This window comes from Bacteroides mediterraneensis (assembly GCF_900128455.1).
GTDB lineage: Bacteria > Bacteroidota > Bacteroidia > Bacteroidales > Bacteroidaceae > Phocaeicola > Phocaeicola mediterraneensis.
Genome location: NZ_LT635783.1, coordinates 3,883,230 through 3,903,145, shown reverse-complemented (window position 1 = coordinate 3,903,145; position 19,916 = coordinate 3,883,230). Strand labels below are relative to the sequence as shown.

Genomic DNA, 19,916 nt, shown 5'->3' with positions numbered 1-19,916 from the left:
ACGAGGAAAACAGCCGTTCTTCAAAATTATATCAAAATGCTTATTATTATGCTTCTTCTGCTTCACCTACTTGCTTCGGCATCTTGTGTCCCATAGTCAGGTAAGCTACCGGAGCAGCCACGAACAAAGAAGACAATGTACCGATTACCACACCCAAAATCATGGCGAATGCAAAGCTGCGGATACTGTCACCACCCAGGATGAAAATACTCAGCAATACAATCAACGTACTCAAAGAAGTGTTGATGGTACGGGCCAAGGTCGTATTCAATGAGTCATTGAACAGCTGGGCACGTTCGCGTTTTGGATATAGACCAATAAACTCACGCACACGGTCGAAGATGACCACCTTATCGTTGATAGAGTAACCGATGGCCGTCAGGATGGCACCAATGAACGTCTGGTCAATTTCCAGAGAGAACGGCATCCATCCGTAGCACAAAGAGTAGGCACCGATAATCAATACGGTATCCACCATCAATGCCACCGTAGCACCGATACTGAAGGCGATGTTGCTGAAACGAATCAGGATATACACACCGATGGCAATCAAAGCCAGTACAACCGACCAGATAGCGGATGTCTTGATGTCATCGGCGATACTAGGACCTACCTTCTGAGAACTGATGATAGAACCTCCGGCACGGTTATCACGGTCGATGAAGATTTCGAGCGTAGTACCCTTACCCAGCAAGTTACCTTCTTTCAACGCATTGTAAAGGAACTCCTCGATTTCGGCATCGATTGTCGGAGAATCTTCATTGATGCGGTAGTTGGTAGTCACACGGATAGTCTTTCCATCTGTACCCAAGGCAATGGCCTGTACGTTGGCATCTCCCACTTTCGGCTGCAGCAAGTCGCGTACGGTTTCCGGCTGTACCACTTGTTCAAACTGAACCACGAAGTTACGTCCACCAGTGAAGTCGATACTCTGTGCCAGTCCGCGTACAAAGAAAGAAACGATGCATACTACGATGATGATTCCCCAAACCGTGAACGAACGTTTGGTGATACCCATGAAGTTATAGTGTACATTCTGCATCAGGTTCTTTGAAACGCTTGTAGTGAATGTCAGGTTCAACCATTTGTCTTTGTTCATGAAGTGTTCGTAAACCAGACGAGTCAAGAACACAGCTGAGAAGAACGAACAGAGGATACCGATAATCAGGGTAGTGGCGAAACCACGAATCGGACCGGTACCGAAGTTGAACAGGATGATACCTGTGATGATAGAAGTCAAGTTAGAGTCGAAGATAGCAGAGAACGCATTCTTGTAACCTTCGGCCAAAGCCTGCTTGGTTCCCTTGCCTGCACGAAGCTCTTCTTTTGTACGTTCATAAATCAATACGTTCGCATCCACGGCCATACCCAGTGACAACACCATACCGGCGATACCGGACATCGTCAAGGCAGCCTGGAAAGAGGAAAGAATACCCAGTGTGAAGAAGAAGTTGATGAACAACGCACCGTTAGCCACCATACCCGGAATGAATCCGTACATCACACACATGTAAGCCATCAGGACAATCAAAGCCACGATGAAGGATACAATACCTTGGTTGATAGATTCCTGTCCCAGAGACGGACCTACGATGTCTTCCTGTACGATATGTGCCGGAGCCGGCATCTTACCAGATTTCAACACGTTGGCCAAGTCTTTTGTCTGCTCTGGAGTAAAATTACCTGTAATCTCAGAATGACCTCCAGCAATTTCACCGTTAGAACGTGGGGCACTGTATACATATCCATCCAATACGATAGCAATTTCACGGCCCTCATTCTTTTTAGTCAATTGCGCCCAACGACGAGCACCTTCCGTATTCATAGCCATCGTTACACAAGGTTTGTTATACTGATCATAGGAATCACGAGCATCTGTAACAACATCCCCCTCCAACGGCGCACGACCATTACGTTGGGTAGATTTAATAGCATATAACTCAAAAATACGTCCGCTCTTATCCAAATCAGAAGCTCTTACACCCCACATCAGTTTCAGGTCGCGCGGCATCACTTCCTTCACGGCCTTCATGTTCAGGATGCGGTTTACATCCGCTGTATCTTTATAATCGGCATAACCTACGATACAACCTACTCCGCTCTGGTTCAGCTGCAGTACAGACAACAACGGATGTTCTTTTTTCATCTGTTCCATATCAGCACTGGAAGCAGCCGATGTTTCTCCCTTCAGGGCAGCCGTCAGGCTGTCTTTGGCAGAAACGGCAGAAGCCTGAGCCACTGCAGTCGTATCGGCTTCAGCCTGTACAGAATCAGCAGGAGCCTCGTTGTTCAGCAAGCCACGGGCACGGTTGTCGGCAGAAGCCAATACCGGCACGATATCTTTTGCTTCGAAAGTTTCCCAGAATTCCAAGTTGGCAGAACCCTGCAAGAGTTTTCTCACACGTTCCGGTTCCTTGATACCCGGCAGTTCCACCATGATACGGCCCATCTTTCCTTCCAGTGTCTGGATGTTCGGCTGAGCCACACCAAAACGGTCGATACGTGTACGCAAAACATTGTAAGAGTTGTCTACGGCAGCTTTTACTTCCTCGCGCAATACTTTCTCTACTTCTGCGTCTGTACTACGGGTATTCACTTTGTCTTTCAACTGCTGGGTGGCAAAAAGTTCAGCAAGTTTGCCTTCCGGAGCCAGTTTCTTGTATTCTCTGATAAACAGGGTCACGAAATCTTCCTGACTGTTAATCTGCAATTTGGCAGCTTCAGCCACAGCCTTGTTAAAGGCTTCATCCGGTTTGTTGTCGGCCAACGCCTTCACTACGTCCGGTACGGAAACTTCCAGAATGACGTTCATACCACCTTTCAGGTCCAAACCCAACCCGATTTCCATCTCACGACATTGTTTCAGCGTGTAAATCCCCAACCACACCTTCTGATTCTGCATGGAATCCAGGTAATGTGCCGAACCCTTCGGGTCCTCAGCCGCCTTGTTCATCTGATAACGGGTAACGAATGAGAATGAAAGGTAAAAAGCACACGCAAGGGTCAGTAATACCGCAAAAACCTTTACAAATCCTTTGTTTTGCATGTTACTTTAATTTATTATATTTACTTTTAAAATTTGATACGTTTATTCAAGGTTGCAAATATAGTTTTTTTTCATTAGATATGCGGAAACGATTGTAAATATTTAAGCCATAGAGCCTAAAAAAGGAGCTATCGCTTGCAAAAATTAAGCAATAGCTCCTTCTTTTATTTATAAAGTATAGGGTAACCCCTATCATTCAGGCAATTTATTTCAATCCACGTGCCTGCAACAGCGGTTCGATACTAGGTTCCGCCCCACGGAAAGTGACATACAGCTTCATCGGATCATCGGAACCACCTTTCTCCAAGATGTTCTTGCGGAAAGAAGTAGCTGTAGCCTGGTCAAACAGTCCGTGTTCCTTGAACGCTTCAAACGCATCCGTATCCAGACGTTCTGCCCACAGATAGCAGTAGTATCCGGCTGCATAGCCACCCATGATGTGATTGAAATAGGTAGAACGGTAACGAGGTGCAATTTGCGGAATCAGACCGATTTTATCCATCAGCTGCTTTTCAAACTGCAGTACGTCAAAGCCTTCCATGGTGGTCAGGCAGTGCATTTCCATATCCAGGATAGCAGCAGCCAGCAACTCGGTCGTCATGAATCCCTGGTTGAACAAGGCTTGGTTTTCAATCTTGGCAATCAAAGAATCCGGAATGGCCTCACGGGTCTTATAATGCTTGGCATACATCTTCAGCACCTCCGGAGCCACAGCCCAGTGTTCCATAATCTGCGAAGGAAGTTCCACAAAGTCACGTGCCACCGAGGTTCCGGATACACCTTTATACTTACACTGTGTCAGCAAACCGTGCAGGGCATGTCCGAATTCATGGAACATCGTACGAGCCTCATCAATAGTCAGCAATGACGGGATGTCACCGGCCGGTTTGGTAAAGCTGGCCACATTGTAAATCAACGGGCGGACACCTTCCTGTTCTTCACGGAAGTTGCTCATCCAGGCACCGCTCCGCTTGCTGGCACGCGGCATATAGTCACTGTAGAACACACCCAAGAGCGAGCCGTCTGCATCCTTCACAATGTAAGTTTTCACATCTTTGTTGTACACCGAGATGGAGTCACACGGAGTAAGGGTAATGCCATACAGCTTGTTCACTACCATGCACAAACCGTTGAACACGTCTTCCTGACTGAAATAAGGCTTAATTTCATCTTCGTTCAGACTATATTTTTCCTGACGGAGTTTCTCGGCATAATACCACCAGTCCCATGCTTCCAATTTCTCGCCTTTACCTTCACGGTCCATGATTTTCTGGAGTTCTGCAGCCTCAGCCTCGGCATTCTTGATGGAATATTTCCACAATCCATACAGTAAATCCAACGCATTCTGAGGTGTCTTGGCCATGTTGTCGGACAACTGGTATTCCGCATAGTTACTGAATCCCATCAGCTGTGCCTTTTCCAGACGGAGTGCCAACACCTGCTTCAACACGTCCTTGTTGTCGTTGGCATTGCCCCGGTTGCCCAAACTGGTATAAGCCTGATAAATATTCTTTCTCAACTCACGGTTCTGTGCATACTGCAGCAACGGCGTACGGCTGGATTCCTGCAAAGTGAATACCCATTTTCCGTCCTTCCCGTGCGCTTTTGCTTCATGAGCCGCTCCTTCAATCACCGCTTCCGGCAGACCGGCCAAATCTTCTTTCTTGTCTACCACCAGCAGATAATCGTTGTTATCGGCCAGCACATGATTGCCAAACTCGATGGTCAGTGTAGAAAGCTGCTTGTTGATTTCGCGCAGACGCTCCTGTTTCTGTGCATCCAGCCCCGCACCCGAACGGATAAACTCCTTGTAATATTTATCCAGCAGATAATGCTGCTCAGTGGTCAGCGTGATTTTTCCGGCCTCCTCCTGTGCATGCACGGCAGCTACCCGCTTATACAAATCCTGGTTCAGGAAAATATTGTCACTGTGTTCAGACAACATCGGAGCGATTTTGCCCTCCAATGCCATCAGTTCATCGTTCGTATCGGCTTCAGTCAAAGCAAAGAACACCCCACTCACCCGAGCCAGGATTTCCCCACTGTTATCCAATGCCACGATGGTATTCTCGAAAGTCGGTTCTTCCGGATTCTCCACAATGGCCTTGATTTCCTGATTCTGCTGCTCAATGCCTTTCAGAAAGGCCGGTTCATAATGCTCCACCTTAATCCGGTTGAAATCCGGCGTGCCATAAGGCGTTTCAAACTCAGTCAGAAACGGATTGTCCGTATCAGCTGCCTGCTGTCCACAGGCACATACCATACAACTCATAGCGGCTGCAAAAATTAAATTCTTCATCATATTGTTTTTATCAGGTTATAATTTCTCTACCAAACACCACAGCGGATAATGGTCGGAAGCCGAAATGGAATTATCCACCCGGCATTTCAAAGGTCGGAAGCCCTTGTTCACAAACAGGTGATCGATGCGGAAATACAGGAAATTCCGGTTGTAAGAAAATCCAGGCCCCCATCCCGCCGCACGATAGGCATCGGTCAATCCCCTTCCGATGGTACGATGGGCATACGAAATCGGCGAATCATTGAAATCGCCACATACCAGCAAATATGAGGTAGCCTCCCGGGAGATGACCTGAGCCACAGAGTCAGCCTGAGGAGCACGAATCACCGCCGCATCTGCCAGTTTCCGAATCAGATACTTCCCGTCCGATTTGACTTTCTGTTCATCCGGCGATTTCAACAACCCTTCATACACCTCTTTGTCGTGTGCATCCAACTTGTTCGATTCCAAATGGTTGCATACCACCGTCAAAGTATCTTTTTCCATCTTTAACTGAAGAAGAAAACTCCCGTTCGTCCCGCTCTGATACGGTATCGGCCGTGCCGAAAGAATGGGAAAACGTGAAAGACATCCCATCCGGTTCCCATTTCCCACATCCAGACTCCGCACGTAAGGATACATTGGAAACGCTTTTTTCATCTGTTTCTCATCCCAACGGAATTCCTGCAGACATACCACATCGGCATCACTCTGCTGGATATAAGTCTGTATCGGATGAGATTCATCTTCCGTATCCCCTTGCATCCCCATCACGTTATACGTCAAGAATTTCAACACCTCTCCGTCTGCCGTTTCCTGTGCACTGCGAAAAGGACAGTACGTCACAATAGCCCCTCCACCCAACAGCAGAAAGGCCAGCGGTACCCACAAAAACCGTCTGTAATAAAACAGCCAGACTGGTACAAACACCAGTACAGCCAGCAATAAAAAAGGGAAAAACAGTCCCGCACACGAAAGCACCGGATGGGCTACAGGCGACAAAGAAGGGCTATACGCACACAACAGGAATCCCGCTCCCGCCCCGATATTCGCAAGCAGAAGCACCCCTTTTACTGTATGTCCCAGAATATTCATTTCTTACTCGCGTCAAATAATCTCTTTTTTTCTTCTTCCGTCAGGCTGTTGTATCCCGACTTCCGCAATTTATCTAGAATCCGGTCGATTTCAGCCTCCCGTTCCTTCTTGCGGGCATTGTAATCATAATCGGCCTGACGTCCTCCATAATGCACCTTCATCTTAGGCTTGCGTTTCACCGGATGTCCCAGCCGCATGCACCAGTCGCACACCGCATTGATTCCTTTCGTGACATCACGCCCGTGCTGCAAACCAGCCGCAAACACCCATCCGGCCAATGCACCACCCAGATGAGCGATATGACCACCCGCATTGCCCGAAGTCATGAACAGCAAATCGAGCACCACCATGAACAAAGCCACATATTTCAGGCGAACCGTACCTATGAACAGGAACTGCACCGGATAGTTCGGCTCGCGTACGCCCACTGCCACCACAATGGCCAGCACCGAAGCCGATGCCCCCAGCAGATAAGAGGAATACACAGCCTCCTGAAAATAGGGGAACACATTATACGCCAGCATGTACAGCAGCCCGCCGCAGATACCTCCCAGAAAATACAGTCCACGCAGGTGCCTGGCCGAAAAGAACATCAGGAACAAACGTCCGAACCAGAAAAGCCACAGCATATTGAACAGAATATGCAACACGCCGGCATGCATGAACATGTACGTCAGCAGCGACCAAGGCTGACGGATAAACGCTTCCGTCCAGGCTGGCAGCTCCAGGAAATGCATCCAAGGCGATGAAGGCACATTAAACAGGGTCAGAAAAATCTGTACCACCGTCACGGCCAGAAACACTGCCACGTTGATGTACACCAACCGTACCGCAATGTCGCCCTGCTGGAATTTCCGTTTCAAATCAGTAATAAATCCGTCCGCTGCCATTTTTCTTTTTCCAATAAATAATCAGTATCAAGCCGAACAGCATACCGCCCAAATGTGCGAAGTGTGCCACATTGTCACCGCCTCCCAAACCGAGCACCAGCTCCAATACCGCATAACCAATCACGAAATATTTTGCCTTGATGGGCATCGGAATAGGGAATACGAACATCTGGCTGTTGGGAAACAGCATTCCGAAAGCCAGCAGAATACCATACACAGCTCCCGAAGCACCCACTGTGGTCAGCTGGTTCAGGAAGGCTTCCATCGGAATGACACCCAGTCCCGTATCGACCGAAGTATAGTTCGACCACACCATGGCATATTCCAGGTACTGCACCAGTTCCTGAATCAGTCCGGCCCCGATACCGCAAACCAGGTAGTATGTCAGGAAACGCTTGGGTCCCCACACCTGTTCCAATACCCGTCCGAACATCCATACCGCAAACATATTGAAAAAGATATGCGAGAAGTTGGCATGCATGAACATATACGTGATAAGCTGCCCCAGGTTAAAGTCCGAGGCCAGGAAAAAGTGAAGACCGAGCAGATTCTCTATATCCACCCCGTATTTCCGGGCCACAAACATACCCAGAAAACAGAGCACATTGATAATAAGCAGGTTTTTCGTTACTGTTGGAAGATTATTCATGTTGTTAAATCATTGATTCAGTTGCAAATGTACAATATAAATCTGGTTTGGACGCATCTGTATGCTTAAAATTCATTGCACACACCGATAGAGTCACGCAACACCAGCAAGCTTTCCGGCCCCATATTAAAAAGCAGGTCTATCACACTCAGGTTAGGCAGGAAACCCAATTTCTGGTCAAACACTTGATAATAAGGCTTCGGCACAAACTCCTTGTCCGCCTCCCGGAAATCCCGTTTGGGATGAATCCGTTCCCGGAAATCATCCGCAGTCTCCGGCTCCGGCACATAATCGTCGGTTGGTATCAGGCGAGGCTGCATATCAATCTGTTGGCACACCCACTCACACAATTCCAGGTTGAAATCGAACAGAAACGCATACTTCTGCTCAAAAAACCGATGGAACTCATCCGCATAATAATCGAAGAACGGGCTATGCTTGTAAGCCGCCACGAAGGCGTTCCAATGCACGTGCCGCCAGTTGCCATGGTCGGAAATACGTATATCCTTCATCAGGCATTTCAGGTCATCCCCCTTTTCTGTCGGGATGGTCAATGCCAGCGGGCCGTCGGCCGATGCAATCACGCAGCGGTTCCGGTAGGTCTGCTTCATGTAGTGGTCATACCGCTCCACATACACCGAAGGATAAGCAAAAAGTTTAGTATAATATTCCACGGGAGCCAGATAGGCCGACCCTAAAATCACTTCATCTTTCATTTTTTCTCTTTTAGTCATTGCACCCGTTGCCCGAAACGTCCCTTCCGGGAAGAATACCAGATAAGCCAGGCCTTTCCCACCAGATGGTCTTCCGGAACCAGCCCGAACAAACGGGAGTCACAGATATTCACCGGGTCGTTCGAGGCCATCCAGTAGTAGTCCTTACTGAAGGTATACGCCTCTACCGGCTTTCCTTTCACCCACAACGTGTCGTGACGTACCTCTGCCGGCTGATGCTCATGTGCCACAATCGTGTTGCACAGCAACGTCACATTCCACGGATACACCTTCACTGGTATTCCCTTTGCCGGAATCACATACGGATGCGCCTCCGTACGGTTTTTCTCGTCCAGCGGAATCAGCGGAATCCGCCCTTCCAGCTTCTGCGAAAGCAAATAATATTCATACTGGCTGAAACTCCGGATATACCCCCCGTCGGAAGTATACCCCACCAGCGCATTGCCCTTGAGGCCCAGCACCGACAGTACCGTCAGCATCAAATCCTCCGTCGATACCGGATAAGCATACAGCGACTTGGCATCCGGGCTCAACACCTTCCCGCCTACATTATTCAAATCAGCGTCCAGCATCAGCGTATCGCCCGGCGTACCGATGCAACGGCTGATGAACAGTTCCCGCCACTCGATTCCCGTCTTCGGATTCTCAGGATGCGGATTGTTGAACAGCACGATATCCCCTTTCCTTGCACGGGAAGCTGCCAGCCGGTGATAGCCGAAAAGCGAACAGAAAGGCAGACGCAGCCCGTAACTCCACTTGCTGACCAGAATCCGTTCCCCTTGGTACAGTGAATTCTCCATGCCGGAGGAAGGAATCACACAAGTCGTCACAAGCAGTGTCCGCACCAGCCAGACGGTCAGCACCGCCACGCCGGTTGCCTTCAACCACCCCCATCCGGACTTTCCTTTGCTCATACACTCATTTGATGGAATCTACAAACTTGAACAGACGGTTCCAGCGAACCTTTCCGTCGAACCACCCGCGGTCCTGATCCAGCGACAGCCAGATGAAAATCGGCTTGCCCACGATATGGTCTTCCGGCACAAAACCCCAGAAACGGGAGTCGGCCGAATTGTGACGGTTGTCTCCCATCATCCAGTAATAATCCATCTTAAAGGTATATTTCGTAGTTTCCTGTCCGTTGATATAAATCTTTCCGTCCTTCACCTCCAAACTGTTGCCTTCGTAGTTCCGGATAGGACGTTCATAAATCGGCAGGTTGTCCAAGGTCAAATCCACGGTAGCCCCCTTCTTCGGAATCCATATCGGCCCATAGTTGTCTACCGTCCAGCCCGTCAGCTTGTTGTCGGGATACAACCCGCCCGCATCGTCGTCCGGTACATTCTCAATGGAAGTCACCAAATCTTTCCGGGCCAGCAGAGCTGCTTTGGCCTTCTCGGTCAGCGGCATGTTGTACACCGATTCCTCCGTATAATACCCCATCAGGTCTTCCTTGCTGATACCCAGCTCATGACACAAATCCTCCGGCAGCATGCCTTTGGTATGTACGAAATAACGGTACTGTACATTGTCCGGCTCCTTGTTCGGTTTGCCGTCCAGATAGATAATCCGGTCCTTGATCTGCAACGTCTGTCCCGGAAGTCCCACGCAACGCTTCACGTAGTTCTCCCGGCGGTCTACCGGACGCGTAATCACCTTGCCATACAGCTGCGGATTCTCATCGATATACTTGCGGCCCACCGTATAATAATAATCGTACACTTCACGCTGCTGTTCCACATTCAAGCTGGCCAAGTCGATGGGCTGTGAAAGCTGCTTGCCGATGGCATAGCTCATGCGGTAGATATCCTCTGCCGGATTGCCGGTTGCCACCGTATCACCAGCCGGGAAGTTGAACACTACGATGTCGTTCAGCTGCACTTTCCCCAGTCCGGACACCCGTTTGTAGTCCCATTTCGGCCATTCCAGGTACGACTTGCAGTTGAACACCGGCAACGTATGCTGCGTCAGCGGCATGTGAAGCGGGGTCTGCGGGATACGGGCTCCATAACTCATCTTGCTCACAAACAGGTAGTCGCCCACCAGCAACGATTTCTCCAATGAAGACGAAGGAATCACGTAATTCTGGAAGAAATACAGGTTCACGAAATAGACAGCCACCAACGCGAACACGATGGCATCCACCCACCCCATCACCGTCAGCACGGTCTTGTTGGTCGACTTCTTCCACCATGTCCAAGGAATCTTCTTGGAGATATAAGCATCAAAGATGAACGGAACCACAATCAGTCCCAGCCAGCTTTTCAACCAAATCAGGAAAATCAGGTAAAGCACCAGCACTATGCCGAACTTTATCCATTGTTTACGTGAGGCTTGTATCATACTCAAAACTGAAATAAATCATTCATACCCAGAAAACCGGTGTGTCCGGCTGTATATTCGGCAGCCAGCACCGCTCCCAAAGCAAACCCTTTACGGTTCTTTGCATCGTGCGTAATCACGATGGAATCGGCTTCCGACTCGTACTTGATGGTGTGAATACCCGGTACTTCTCCTTCGCGGATGGCACTTACCGGCAATTCATCCGGTGCACAATCAGTTGTACCCGTCACGGTTCCATCGGGAGCCGTCAGCGTGCCCATCACCCATTTGTGCTTGCGGTCCAGGTTCTCCAGAATCCCTTCCGCCAGTGTGATGGCCGTACCACTCGGTGCATCCAACTTGTGTACGTGGTGCGTTTCCACCATCGACACGTCATAATTCGGGAACTGGTTCATGATTTTGGCCAGATACTTGTTGACCGCCGAGAAAATAGCCACTCCCAAGCTGAAGTTGGACGACCAGAACAAAGTCTTTCCTTCTTCCTGACACAGGCGACGCATTTCCTCCCCATGTTCAGCCATCCACCCGGTACTGCCTGAAACCACCTTCACTCCATTCTTAAAGGCCTCCAGGCAATTGCCGTAAGCCACCGACGGCGCCGTGAACTCAATAGCCACATCGGCCGAACGGAATGCTTCGGAAGCAAAATCTTCCCGGTTATTTATATCAATGATACTGACAATTTCGTGTCCTCTGGAAAGAGCTATCTTTTCGATTTCCTTTCCCATCTTTCCATATCCAATCAATGCAATTTTCATAATTCTGCTGATAATTTTATTCGCAAAGATAGTGTTTTTCAGTATTAATCATTACATTTACCCGACATTTACAGCTCGTTAACATGGAACATCTCCTCCAGTTTGTATGGAAGCACAAGCTTTTCCCGCTTACTCCGCTATGCACCACCCAAGGGCAAACCGTGGAAGTCATCGACCCCGGACTCCCCAACCCCAATGCCGGTCCGGACTTTTTCAACGCGAAAATCAAGATTGACGGTATCCTCTGGGTAGGCAATGTGGAAATCCATGTGCATGCCTCCGACTGGAAACGCCACCAGCATCACTTGGACCGTGCCTACGACTCCGTGATTCTCCACGTGGCTTCCGACATCGATGCAGAGACCTTCCGTACGGATGGCGAACCCATCCCACAAATGGAACTGCACTACCCGCCCTATTTGCTGGAAAACTACCGCAAACTGATTGAAACCAGTCACTATCCGGCCTGCTACCGCCTCATCCCCCAACTGCCCAAACTCCTGCTCCACAGCTGGCTCTCCAGCTTGCAGACGGAACGTTTCGAGCAGAAAACAAAGCGTATCCAAGCCCAGCTCACCCAAAGCAAAGGCGACTGGGAACAGGCCTTCTTTCTCACCCTGGCCCGCAACTTCGGTTTCGGCACCAACAGCGATGCCTTCGAACAATGGGCCCAGACCATTCCCTTACAGGCCGTCAACAAACACCGTGACAATCTTTTCCAGATAGAAGCGATTTTCTTCGGACAAGCCGGTCTGCTACAGGAACTCCCCTCCGACGACTATTCCGCCCAGCTTACCAAGGAATATACTTACCTGGCCCACAAATTCGAACTGCATCCCTCCGAACATCTTCGCTGGAAGATGCTCCGCATGCGTCCGGGTAATTTTCCACACGTGCGCATCGCCCAACTGGCCAACCTCTATCATCATTCCCAGGGGATGCTTTCCCAGCTCCTGCTGGCTCCTACCGTGAAAGAGCTGCGCGACCTTTTGCGGGGAGGTACCTCTCTCTACTGGCTCACTCACTACGTGTTCGGTGAACCGTCGCCCGCCCGTCCGAAGACTCTCAGCGACGCTTCCATCGACCTCCTGATTATCAACACCGTGGTGCCTTTCCTTTATGCCTATGGGAAGCACAAAGGTGAAGAACGGCTCATCGAACGGGCCAGCAACCTGCTGGAACAACTGAAACCGGAAAACAATTACATCATCCGCCTGTGGAAGGAATGTGGCCTCTCCGCCGCCCATGCCGGCGACAGTCAGGCACTCATCCAACTCAAGAAGAATTACTGCGACACCAAGAAATGCCTGTTCTGCCGCATCGGATATGAATATTTCAAGAAAAAAGAAAGTTAAGAACCGAAGATTTTCTCCCTTCACACACGACTCTTTCATTTCAATCAAAGTCAGTCTCTCAGTACTTCCTCGGCAGTACTCCAGTACTTTCCTTGGAGTACTACAGTACTTTCATGGAAGTACTCCAGTACTGCCAAGGAAGTACTGAAAGTAAATAAAGCTATACTTCTCAACATATTACAGAAATTTATAGAGAATCCTGCCATCCCTTTCGGGAAAAAATCATTTCCGTCCTGACAAAGGAATATAGACCAAACACTCCCAGCCTGAAAGTCGATTACGCAAGAAAGGAGGCATCTATATTTAATCTGTCTCTTCCCATGTGCAAATCGATTTCTATTTCAAATAGAGACAGATGAAAATACCAAAATCACCATCCTACTTCTGTAAAAAAAGTTAAGTCTTTTCAGTTCTTCATACCTTTCACCGCAATGCCTCTTCCACTGCCCGCAGATACCCGTCCAGGCGATTGCTCTTCAAGATAGCCTTCCGCCGTTTCTTGTCCAAGTCCGGAAGCAGGTACTCCCAGCAGGTCTTCAGCTTGGCCAGCAGCTGTGCTTCTCCGCCCTCTATCACACGATGGTAGTACAGGTACATCAGCCGATGCATTCGTGCTACGCAAGCTTTTAACTCGCCCTCCGACAACTCTCCCTCTCGGAAAGCAAGAGCCAACGACGGATTAGCCAGCAGGCCTCTTCCCAGCATCACCCCTTTCAGTCGGGGAAAAGCTTCCAACACCTCCCGGATATCGGCCACCGTCTGCAAATCGCCATTATAGACCAGCGGCAACTCACAAGCCTCATAAAATGCCCGGAACGCCTCCCGGTCGACCATTCCCTTGTACTGCTGTTTTCCGATACGTGGATGCAGCGTGACCTGTGTCACACACGAATTGTTGAGCAACGGCACTAGCGCTCTCCACTCATCGGGCTCCTGGCCTCCTAATCTCATCTTGACCGAAAAACGTATCTCCGGAAAGGTTTTCATCATCTCCAACAAAGCCGCCACCTTCACCGGGGAGGACAAGATACCCGCCCCTTTTCCACGGCGGACAATCAGCGGGAACGGGCAACCCATGTTCACATCCAGCTCCCGATAGCCCAGTTCTGCCAGAAAATCTGTCAGCTGCCGTAATTCCTCCGGCTCCGATGCAATCACTTGGGGAATCAACCGGGGCACCATATTTTCGTCGGGCGACACATCACGCTTGTCCTTGTTGCGGATGACTCCCTTCTCCAGCCGCACAAAAGGCGTGTAATAAGCCTCCACACCTCCAAAACACTGCGCATGGGCATTGCGCCACGCCGCTTCCGTAAAGCCCTGCAAAGGGGCCGCATAAATTACCGGTACATTCTCTTTCATATTCCGCAAATATAGGAATAATTCCTTATCTTTGTAGAAATACATAAATCTCACCCGCATGGAGAATTACATCTTTGAACTGAAAATGAAGGTCCGCGACTATGAATGCGACCTGCAAGGAATCGTCAACAACGCAAATTACCAGCACTACATCGAACATACCCGCCATGAGTTTCTGACCTCTGTCGGCGTCAGTTTCGCCCAGCTCCACCAGCAAGGCATCGACCCCGTAGTAGCCCGCCTGAACATGGCCTTCAAGACCCCGCTAACCAGCGGCGACGAGTTCATTTCCCGGCTGGCTCTCCGCAAAGAAGGTATCAAATACGTCTTTGTGCAGGACATCTACCGTCTGCCCGACCTGAAACCCGTCATCAAATCGACCGTAGAGACCGTGTGCGTCATCCACGGACGACTGGGTGACAGTCCCCTTTTCAATGAAATCTTTGCGCCTTACCTGAAATGAACGAAAAAGAACTTCTCTACCGTCTGGCCCTGCCCCTTCTACCCGGCATCGGTCTGGTAAGCGCCCGCCACCTGATTCAGGCTGCCGGAAGTGCCACCATGCTTTTCGAGCATACCCGCGAGCTACCGGCCCTTATTCCTGGCCTGTCGCCCAAGATAGCCACCGCCTTCCAGCACACCGAAGTGTTCCGCGTGTGCGAAGCTGAACTGTCGTTTGCACAGAAACACCAGATTCAATACCTGACCGAAGACGACGAAGCTTACCCTTCCCGCCTTCGCGAATGTCCCGACGCCCCGCTCGTGCTGTTCTACAAAGGCTCGGCCAACTTGAACAGTCGGCACATCCTGAGCATCGTGGGTACCCGAAACGCCACCGACTACGGCAAATCGCTCTGCCAGCGGTTCATGCAGGAGCTCAGCACTCTGCTGCCCGACACGCTGATTGTGAGCGGACTGGCCTACGGCATTGATATTCACGCCCACCGGGAAGCCCTCTCCCGCGGCTTCGACACCGTCGGCGTACTGGCTCACGGGCTAGACCGCATCTATCCTGCCGTACACCGCCGCACGGCTACCGAAATGCTGACACAGGGTGGACTTCTTACCGAGTTCATGAGCGGCACCAATCCCGACCGACAAAACTTCGTGAAGCGCAACCGCATCGTAGCCGGACTCAGCGACGCCACCCTCGTGGTGGAATCTGGTCCCAAGGGAGGTTCTTTGATTACAGCGGAAATTGCCGAAAGCTACCAGCGCGACTGTTTCGCCTTTCCGGGCCGTGTGGGCGATACCTACTCCACGGGCTGCAACGTACTGATACAAAAAAACCGCGCTGCCTTGATACAGAGCGCGGAAGACGTAGTAAAAGCCATGAACTGGGACCATACCCCCGTTGTTCCCCAAGTCGTCCAGCGACAGCTTTTCCCGGAACTGACACCCGAAGAAGAACAGGTGGTCACTCATTTAAAGAAACACCCCGATGGCATTCAGGTCAACACACTCGTGGTGGAGACCAACATCGCCATCAACCGCATGACCAGCCTGCTGTTCAATCTGGAAATGAAAGGCGTGGTCCGTGCTTTGGCAGGAGGAGTCTATAAGCTGGCCTGACGCTATAAGGCCGCAATCTCCTCCCGAATCTTTGCATAAGGCGCATCCTTCAGCAATACCTTCTTCGATCCGTCTAGCAGATACAGTGAAGGCATCGCTTTTAGGTCGTACAAAGCCCCCTGCTTCACCGTCTCATGGTCACTGCCTACCGTCCATCCCTGAGGCAAATCACTCAGTGTACGCTTCCATACCTCCTGATTCCCTTCGGTGTACACCGCCAACATAGTCAGCTTCCCGGCTTTCACCGCTTCTGCCAGCAGCCCGTCGGCCACCATCTCCTGCATCGTCTCGTGACAGCTCGGGCACTCCGGATCATAAAACACCAGCAGCAGACGGTTGTTCTTTGCCCGCGTCTGCGCCAGCGACCGCTTGCTTCCGTCCGGCAGGAAATACACAAAATCCGTTGCCACATTTCCCGGACAGTTCCGGCTAATCAGGTCAAGGCTGAATTTCAGCGAACTCTTCCGCGCCTCGTCTACATATTTGCTTTTCAGCATCCGCTCCAAGAACAAGGCATACAAGGCCTCATTATGGTAAGGCGAATTCGGGTTATACAGGTAGTCCTCCATCATTTGCAAGAACACCTTCCGCGCATGCTCCTGCACTTCCAGCCCTTTGCAGAAGCTGTCCAAACTGCCTTTTACCTGCTCCCCAGAGAGTGTCCCGTCAGCCAGTATGGCCACGTAATCCGCAGCACCCTGTTCCGCCACGTTCCGGTCATTCACCAATGCCGTATCTGCGAAATTAAAGTTATCCCAGTAGTGCGCCATGAGATACGCTTTCCGTTCCTCTGGCTGGGTGAGCATGGTGGGGATTTCAGGGAAAGGGAACTTGGCTTCCGAGACGGTTTGAGGGTTTTCTACCGTTACGGAAGTTTCCTTTTGTTTTCGCTGGGAAGAATTTCCACAGGCAGAAAACAGCAAAATCATTCCTATCCCTAAAAAGTATCCATTCATTCTTGAGACCGATTTATTGTTTTTTTAATGTAATGAGCGGCACCGACTCACCAATTTCATGACTTACCAAATAACTGAACGTAGTAGTTAACTGATAAACCACGGAAGTATTTGGAACCGTATAGTAAACAATCAAGTCCTCATCCATTGTAAAATCATATTCCGGTCGTAGAGTCAATTTATAGGTCGCTATATTCTCCTCCACAGATTGTATATCCAAATCGCCTACACGCGTGCCATTTTTACGCTGCAACGTAATAAATGAATTGTTACTTAACGGTTCTTCACCGTCTAAAGTCAACGTGCCGGTGATGGGAAGATTCGTAAACGAAGCAGAAGCAGGAGTAAACAATGCTTGCGAATTATCCGCTGTACGGATAGTGACGGTTTCCGCACTTGCAATTCGGCTCGTCAAGAACTTTATCGTTCCTCGTTGCTCCAAAGAAGTGCCTTTCGGTATGGTAAGATAATATCCTCCCACAGTTTCTTCAAGCCATTCCGCATGTTCACCATTAGGGTCACGCTTCAAATTATTCGTTTGAATAAACAGTTTCAAATCCGTATACTGCACCGCAGCCTCCGGAATCGTCAAATACATGTTGGCCGGCTGGTTCAAGCCATATTTTACCGCATCAACTTCCGGAGTATCATCTACAATATTAAAATCGAATGTGAAATTCTTCGGAGTTGCCCGCAGCTCGACAGCGGCCGATTTAAACCAATCATCAGAATTAGAATTATAACCAAATTCATTTTCATTATCAATTGAAAAGCGTACCAAATCATCCACATCAGGAGTATTTGTCAGGAAATTCAAAGTCAAACTAGAAACCTTTCCTAGCTTAATCCAATAATAGTTCACAATACCATTCGTCGTAGGAGTCCCATTGTTGATATATTTATTCTTCTCACTATCCACAGGAACCAATGAAGTGGTCGCAATACGCATCACAGTGTTCGTTGTAGGAGTCCCTCCTGTAAAATTCAACTTAATAGTGACTGGCTGATTGACTGTGGGAGCCAATTCTTTCAATAAAAAGCCCGGATTATTCTCATCCGCTCCGTCCATCGTAATATACATATCTTTCGAGCCCGACTGGAATAAAACGACCTTTTCCTCGTCTTTAAAGTTTTCTGCTTCCAGAAATACATGTGCATGATTCTGCTTCTCCGTCAAATACGGGCAAGAGGAACCAACATATTCTACTGTACCCTCCGGATCATTTCCTTCACTTACATTCAATGTAAAAAAGACTTCCTGAATACCTGGTCTGGTGGCTGTATAAACAAATTTATATCCCCAGTTAGCAGTACGGTTTGGTTCTTTCGGTTCTCCATCCTCTGTTTCAATATGATACTCGCAATCCTCTATTATAACAGGCAACTGTACCCCCAAATCATCATTGGCATTCATGGTGTTTGTAGCAATCTTGCAAGTAATCGGGAACAATTCGCTTGGATAATTATCCGGAATGACAAATGTCATGGACAACCTTTCATCTTTCTTCATCGGGACTCCGGTAGACACCCATACAGGCTTGAACTCAAAGGGCTTCATCAAATAAACTTTTATCTGACGGGTAAACACGCCGGCCCGCAACAACAAGGTACCAATCACCGGGTCTTCCTTTGGTTGCGCCAAATTCATTGTAATTGTATATGTATTATTGCCTGTAGAACTCAATTGAGGGGTTACACTGGAAAGTGTTCCATCATTATCAAGCCACGAAACAGAAACATCCTCACTATTCCCATCGTAAGTAAAATCAATTGTCTGTTCACCTCCCTCGTTGAATATCTGTGTCGTCCCATTCAGAATGTTCAACGTATGCGTTCCGTCGCTGAGTTCTGGAATCTCCGGATCGACAGAGACCCAGGCATTATTGGCTGCAATGCCTTCCTTCGCCTCATCAAAAGTGGTGTAACCCATTGACTCAGGAGGAGCAGAATTAATTCGAATCACATATTTAAAATTACGGTAAATAGGAAGCAAATTCTTGTTGCCATCCACAAACATGATTTTATAATACTTGGCCGATTCCTTCGTTTCTCCAATCAGCATGACAGCATAAACGGGAGCATCGAGCGTATTCGGATTTTCAAATATATAATGAGGGTCTCCTTGCGCCTCATCTCCCTGCACCGTCACATCCGTAGCGTCGGTCGACAACACCTGATAGTCTGCAGCAGGTTCCGTTACATAAGGAGCATCCAGTGAATAATTAAATTTATCTTCATCCTTTTCTGCATGCGGATTAAAAGGAGCAATGGTTCCCCATGCCCGGCGGTTACAAACCGCATACCCAAAAACCTGCAATCCGCCCCCTGATTCTACTTCCCAGCACACCTGAGCCTGATTACGGTAAAGCACTATCGACGAAGGAAAACTGTTTAAGTCTGTTACAGCTACACGTCCCCAATAGGCCATGAGCCCTGAAGCGGAAACAATAGAAGGTATCAAAGTTGTCTCGCTCATCCCAGGCACGGCATTTATATCATCCAAATAGACATTCGACAAAAAATGAATTCTACGCGTACTACTCGGTACCGTTACGTCGAACGTATATGCATAATTCCCATTCTCACCGCTTACCAACTGAATGTGGGAAGCATCACGACGTCCTATATAAGAACCATACCCGTCAAAACAAAACAGATAAAGTGTTTTTATCCCTAAACCATCGGGGTCAATATCACGTGTAGTCACCACTTTCACATCCGGCACACTGACACTCAACTGAAGTGCCACATCTCCCTCGGCTACCGTTTCTTGTCCGTTTTCTACGGCAACCTCGTCAGTGCAAGCAGACAAGCCTACCAGTAAAAACAAACACATCCAAAAAACATATATCTGTTTCATATATCTAACTATCTT

Annotated in this window: 15 protein-coding genes; 3 read left to right on the top strand and 12 right to left on the bottom strand. The window is 49.1% G+C overall.

The window, feature by feature from the left end:
* Nucleotides 1-46: 46 nt before the first annotated feature.
* The 9 genes from secDF to dapB all read right to left on the bottom strand — a co-directional run bounded on the left by secDF (nt 47) and on the right by dapB (nt 11,796).
* Nucleotides 47-3,046 (bottom strand): protein translocase subunit SecDF, encoded by a 3,000-nt coding sequence (secDF, locus tag BQ7480_RS16685; RefSeq protein WP_072543726.1) that lies wholly within the window; start codon nt 3,044-3,046, stop codon nt 47-49.
* A gap of 205 nt (nt 3,047-3,251) precedes the next feature.
* Nucleotides 3,252-5,345, bottom strand: coding sequence for a M3 family metallopeptidase (locus BQ7480_RS16680; RefSeq protein WP_072544104.1), 2,094 nt, complete (start codon nt 5,343-5,345; stop codon nt 3,252-3,254).
* A gap of 18 nt (nt 5,346-5,363) precedes the next feature.
* Nucleotides 5,364-6,422 carry an endonuclease/exonuclease/phosphatase family protein gene (locus tag BQ7480_RS16675; RefSeq protein WP_072543725.1) on the bottom strand — a complete coding sequence of 353 codons (1,059 nt, stop codon included), beginning with the start codon at nt 6,420-6,422 and terminating at the stop codon, nt 5,364-5,366.
* Complete coding sequence (locus BQ7480_RS16670; protein WP_072543724.1) at nt 6,419-7,312, bottom strand: rhomboid family protein; 894 nt, start codon at nt 7,310-7,312, stop codon at nt 6,419-6,421. The genes BQ7480_RS16675 and BQ7480_RS16670 overlap by 4 nt, the downstream gene beginning before the upstream one ends.
* Nucleotides 7,287-7,961, bottom strand: coding sequence for a rhomboid family intramembrane serine protease (locus tag BQ7480_RS16665; protein ID WP_072543723.1), 675 nt, complete (start codon nt 7,959-7,961; stop codon nt 7,287-7,289). Before BQ7480_RS16665 ends, BQ7480_RS16670 begins: the two co-directional genes overlap by 26 nt.
* A 65-nt stretch (nt 7,962-8,026) precedes the next feature.
* Nucleotides 8,027-8,677, bottom strand: a complete 651-nt coding sequence (locus BQ7480_RS16660) for a WbqC family protein (RefSeq protein ID WP_072544103.1) — start codon at nt 8,675-8,677, stop codon at nt 8,027-8,029.
* A gap of 14 nt (nt 8,678-8,691) precedes the next feature.
* Nucleotides 8,692-9,609 (bottom strand): signal peptidase I, encoded by a 918-nt coding sequence (gene lepB / locus BQ7480_RS16655; protein WP_072543722.1) that lies wholly within the window; start codon nt 9,607-9,609, stop codon nt 8,692-8,694.
* Nucleotides 9,610-9,613: 4 nt separating this feature from the next.
* Entirely contained in the window at nt 9,614-11,038 is a 1,425-nt protein-coding gene (locus BQ7480_RS16650) for a S26 family signal peptidase (protein ID WP_072543721.1), read from the bottom strand.
* Nucleotides 11,039-11,040: 2 nt separating this feature from the next.
* A complete protein-coding gene (gene dapB, locus BQ7480_RS16645; RefSeq protein ID WP_022353063.1) occupies nt 11,041-11,796 on the bottom strand; it encodes a 4-hydroxy-tetrahydrodipicolinate reductase in 756 nt (251 codons plus the stop codon).
* An 83-nt stretch (nt 11,797-11,879) separates the two neighbouring features.
* Between dapB and BQ7480_RS16640 the strand changes: the two genes are divergently transcribed.
* Complete coding sequence (locus BQ7480_RS16640; RefSeq protein ID WP_072543720.1) at nt 11,880-13,151, top strand: DUF2851 family protein; 1,272 nt, start codon at nt 11,880-11,882, stop codon at nt 13,149-13,151.
* Nucleotides 13,152-13,574: 423 nt separating this feature from the next.
* Here the strand turns inward: BQ7480_RS16640 and BQ7480_RS16635 are convergent, their stop codons facing one another.
* Entirely contained in the window at nt 13,575-14,513 is a 939-nt protein-coding gene (locus tag BQ7480_RS16635; protein ID WP_072544102.1) for a tRNA-dihydrouridine synthase family protein, read from the bottom strand.
* 58 nt (nt 14,514-14,571) lie between these two features.
* Here BQ7480_RS16635 and BQ7480_RS16630 point away from each other — a divergent pair, with 58 nt between their 5' ends.
* Entirely contained in the window at nt 14,572-14,976 is a 405-nt protein-coding gene (locus BQ7480_RS16630) for an acyl-CoA thioesterase (protein WP_072543719.1), read from the top strand.
* Nucleotides 14,973-16,085 carry a DNA-processing protein DprA gene (gene dprA, locus BQ7480_RS16625; RefSeq protein ID WP_072543718.1) on the top strand — a complete coding sequence of 371 codons (1,113 nt, stop codon included), beginning with the start codon at nt 14,973-14,975 and terminating at the stop codon, nt 16,083-16,085. The genes BQ7480_RS16630 and dprA overlap by 4 nt, the downstream gene beginning before the upstream one ends.
* A 2-nt stretch (nt 16,086-16,087) precedes the next feature.
* On the opposite strand, the gene BQ7480_RS16620 is transcribed toward dprA, so the two are convergent.
* Entirely contained in the window at nt 16,088-17,041 is a 954-nt protein-coding gene (locus tag BQ7480_RS16620; protein ID WP_072543717.1) for a DUF5106 domain-containing protein, read from the bottom strand.
* 13 nt (nt 17,042-17,054) lie between these two features.
* On the bottom strand, nt 17,055-19,901 hold the full coding sequence (locus BQ7480_RS16615) for a hypothetical protein (RefSeq protein WP_139255805.1): 2,847 nt from the start codon (nt 19,899-19,901) through the stop codon (nt 17,055-17,057).
* Nucleotides 19,902-19,916 lie beyond the last annotated feature (15 nt).

What these genes read in the sequence shown, in the direction of transcription:
- BQ7480_RS16650 (WP_072543721.1), bottom strand. Translation starts at nt 11,038, where the DNA reads ATGATACAAGCCTCACGTAAACAATGGATAAAGTTCGGCATAGTGCTG.
- BQ7480_RS16660 (WP_072544103.1), bottom strand. Translation starts at nt 8,677, where the DNA reads ATGAAAGATGAAGTGATTTTAGGGTCGGCCTATCTGGCTCCCGTGGAA.
- BQ7480_RS16665 (WP_072543723.1), bottom strand. Translation starts at nt 7,961, where the DNA reads ATGAATAATCTTCCAACAGTAACGAAAAACCTGCTTATTATCAATGTG.
- BQ7480_RS16630 (WP_072543719.1), top strand. Translation starts at nt 14,572, where the DNA reads ATGGAGAATTACATCTTTGAACTGAAAATGAAGGTCCGCGACTATGAA.
- BQ7480_RS16680 (WP_072544104.1), bottom strand. Translation starts at nt 5,345, where the DNA reads ATGAAGAATTTAATTTTTGCAGCCGCTATGAGTTGTATGGTATGTGCC.
- BQ7480_RS16620 (WP_072543717.1), bottom strand. Translation starts at nt 17,041, where the DNA reads ATGAATGGATACTTTTTAGGGATAGGAATGATTTTGCTGTTTTCTGCC.
- secDF (WP_072543726.1), bottom strand. Translation starts at nt 3,046, where the DNA reads ATGCAAAACAAAGGATTTGTAAAGGTTTTTGCGGTATTACTGACCCTT.
- lepB (WP_072543722.1), bottom strand. Translation starts at nt 9,609, where the DNA reads ATGAGCAAAGGAAAGTCCGGATGGGGGTGGTTGAAGGCAACCGGCGTG.
- dprA (WP_072543718.1), top strand. Translation starts at nt 14,973, where the DNA reads ATGAACGAAAAAGAACTTCTCTACCGTCTGGCCCTGCCCCTTCTACCC.
- BQ7480_RS16675 (WP_072543725.1), bottom strand. Translation starts at nt 6,422, where the DNA reads ATGAATATTCTGGGACATACAGTAAAAGGGGTGCTTCTGCTTGCGAAT.
- BQ7480_RS16640 (WP_072543720.1), top strand. Translation starts at nt 11,880, where the DNA reads ATGGAACATCTCCTCCAGTTTGTATGGAAGCACAAGCTTTTCCCGCTT.
- BQ7480_RS16635 (WP_072544102.1), bottom strand. Translation starts at nt 14,513, where the DNA reads ATGAAAGAGAATGTACCGGTAATTTATGCGGCCCCTTTGCAGGGCTTT.
- BQ7480_RS16615 (WP_139255805.1), bottom strand. Translation starts at nt 19,901, where the DNA reads ATGAAACAGATATATGTTTTTTGGATGTGTTTGTTTTTACTGGTAGGC.
- BQ7480_RS16670 (WP_072543724.1), bottom strand. Translation starts at nt 7,312, where the DNA reads ATGGCAGCGGACGGATTTATTACTGATTTGAAACGGAAATTCCAGCAG.
- dapB (WP_022353063.1), bottom strand. Translation starts at nt 11,796, where the DNA reads ATGAAAATTGCATTGATTGGATATGGAAAGATGGGAAAGGAAATCGAA.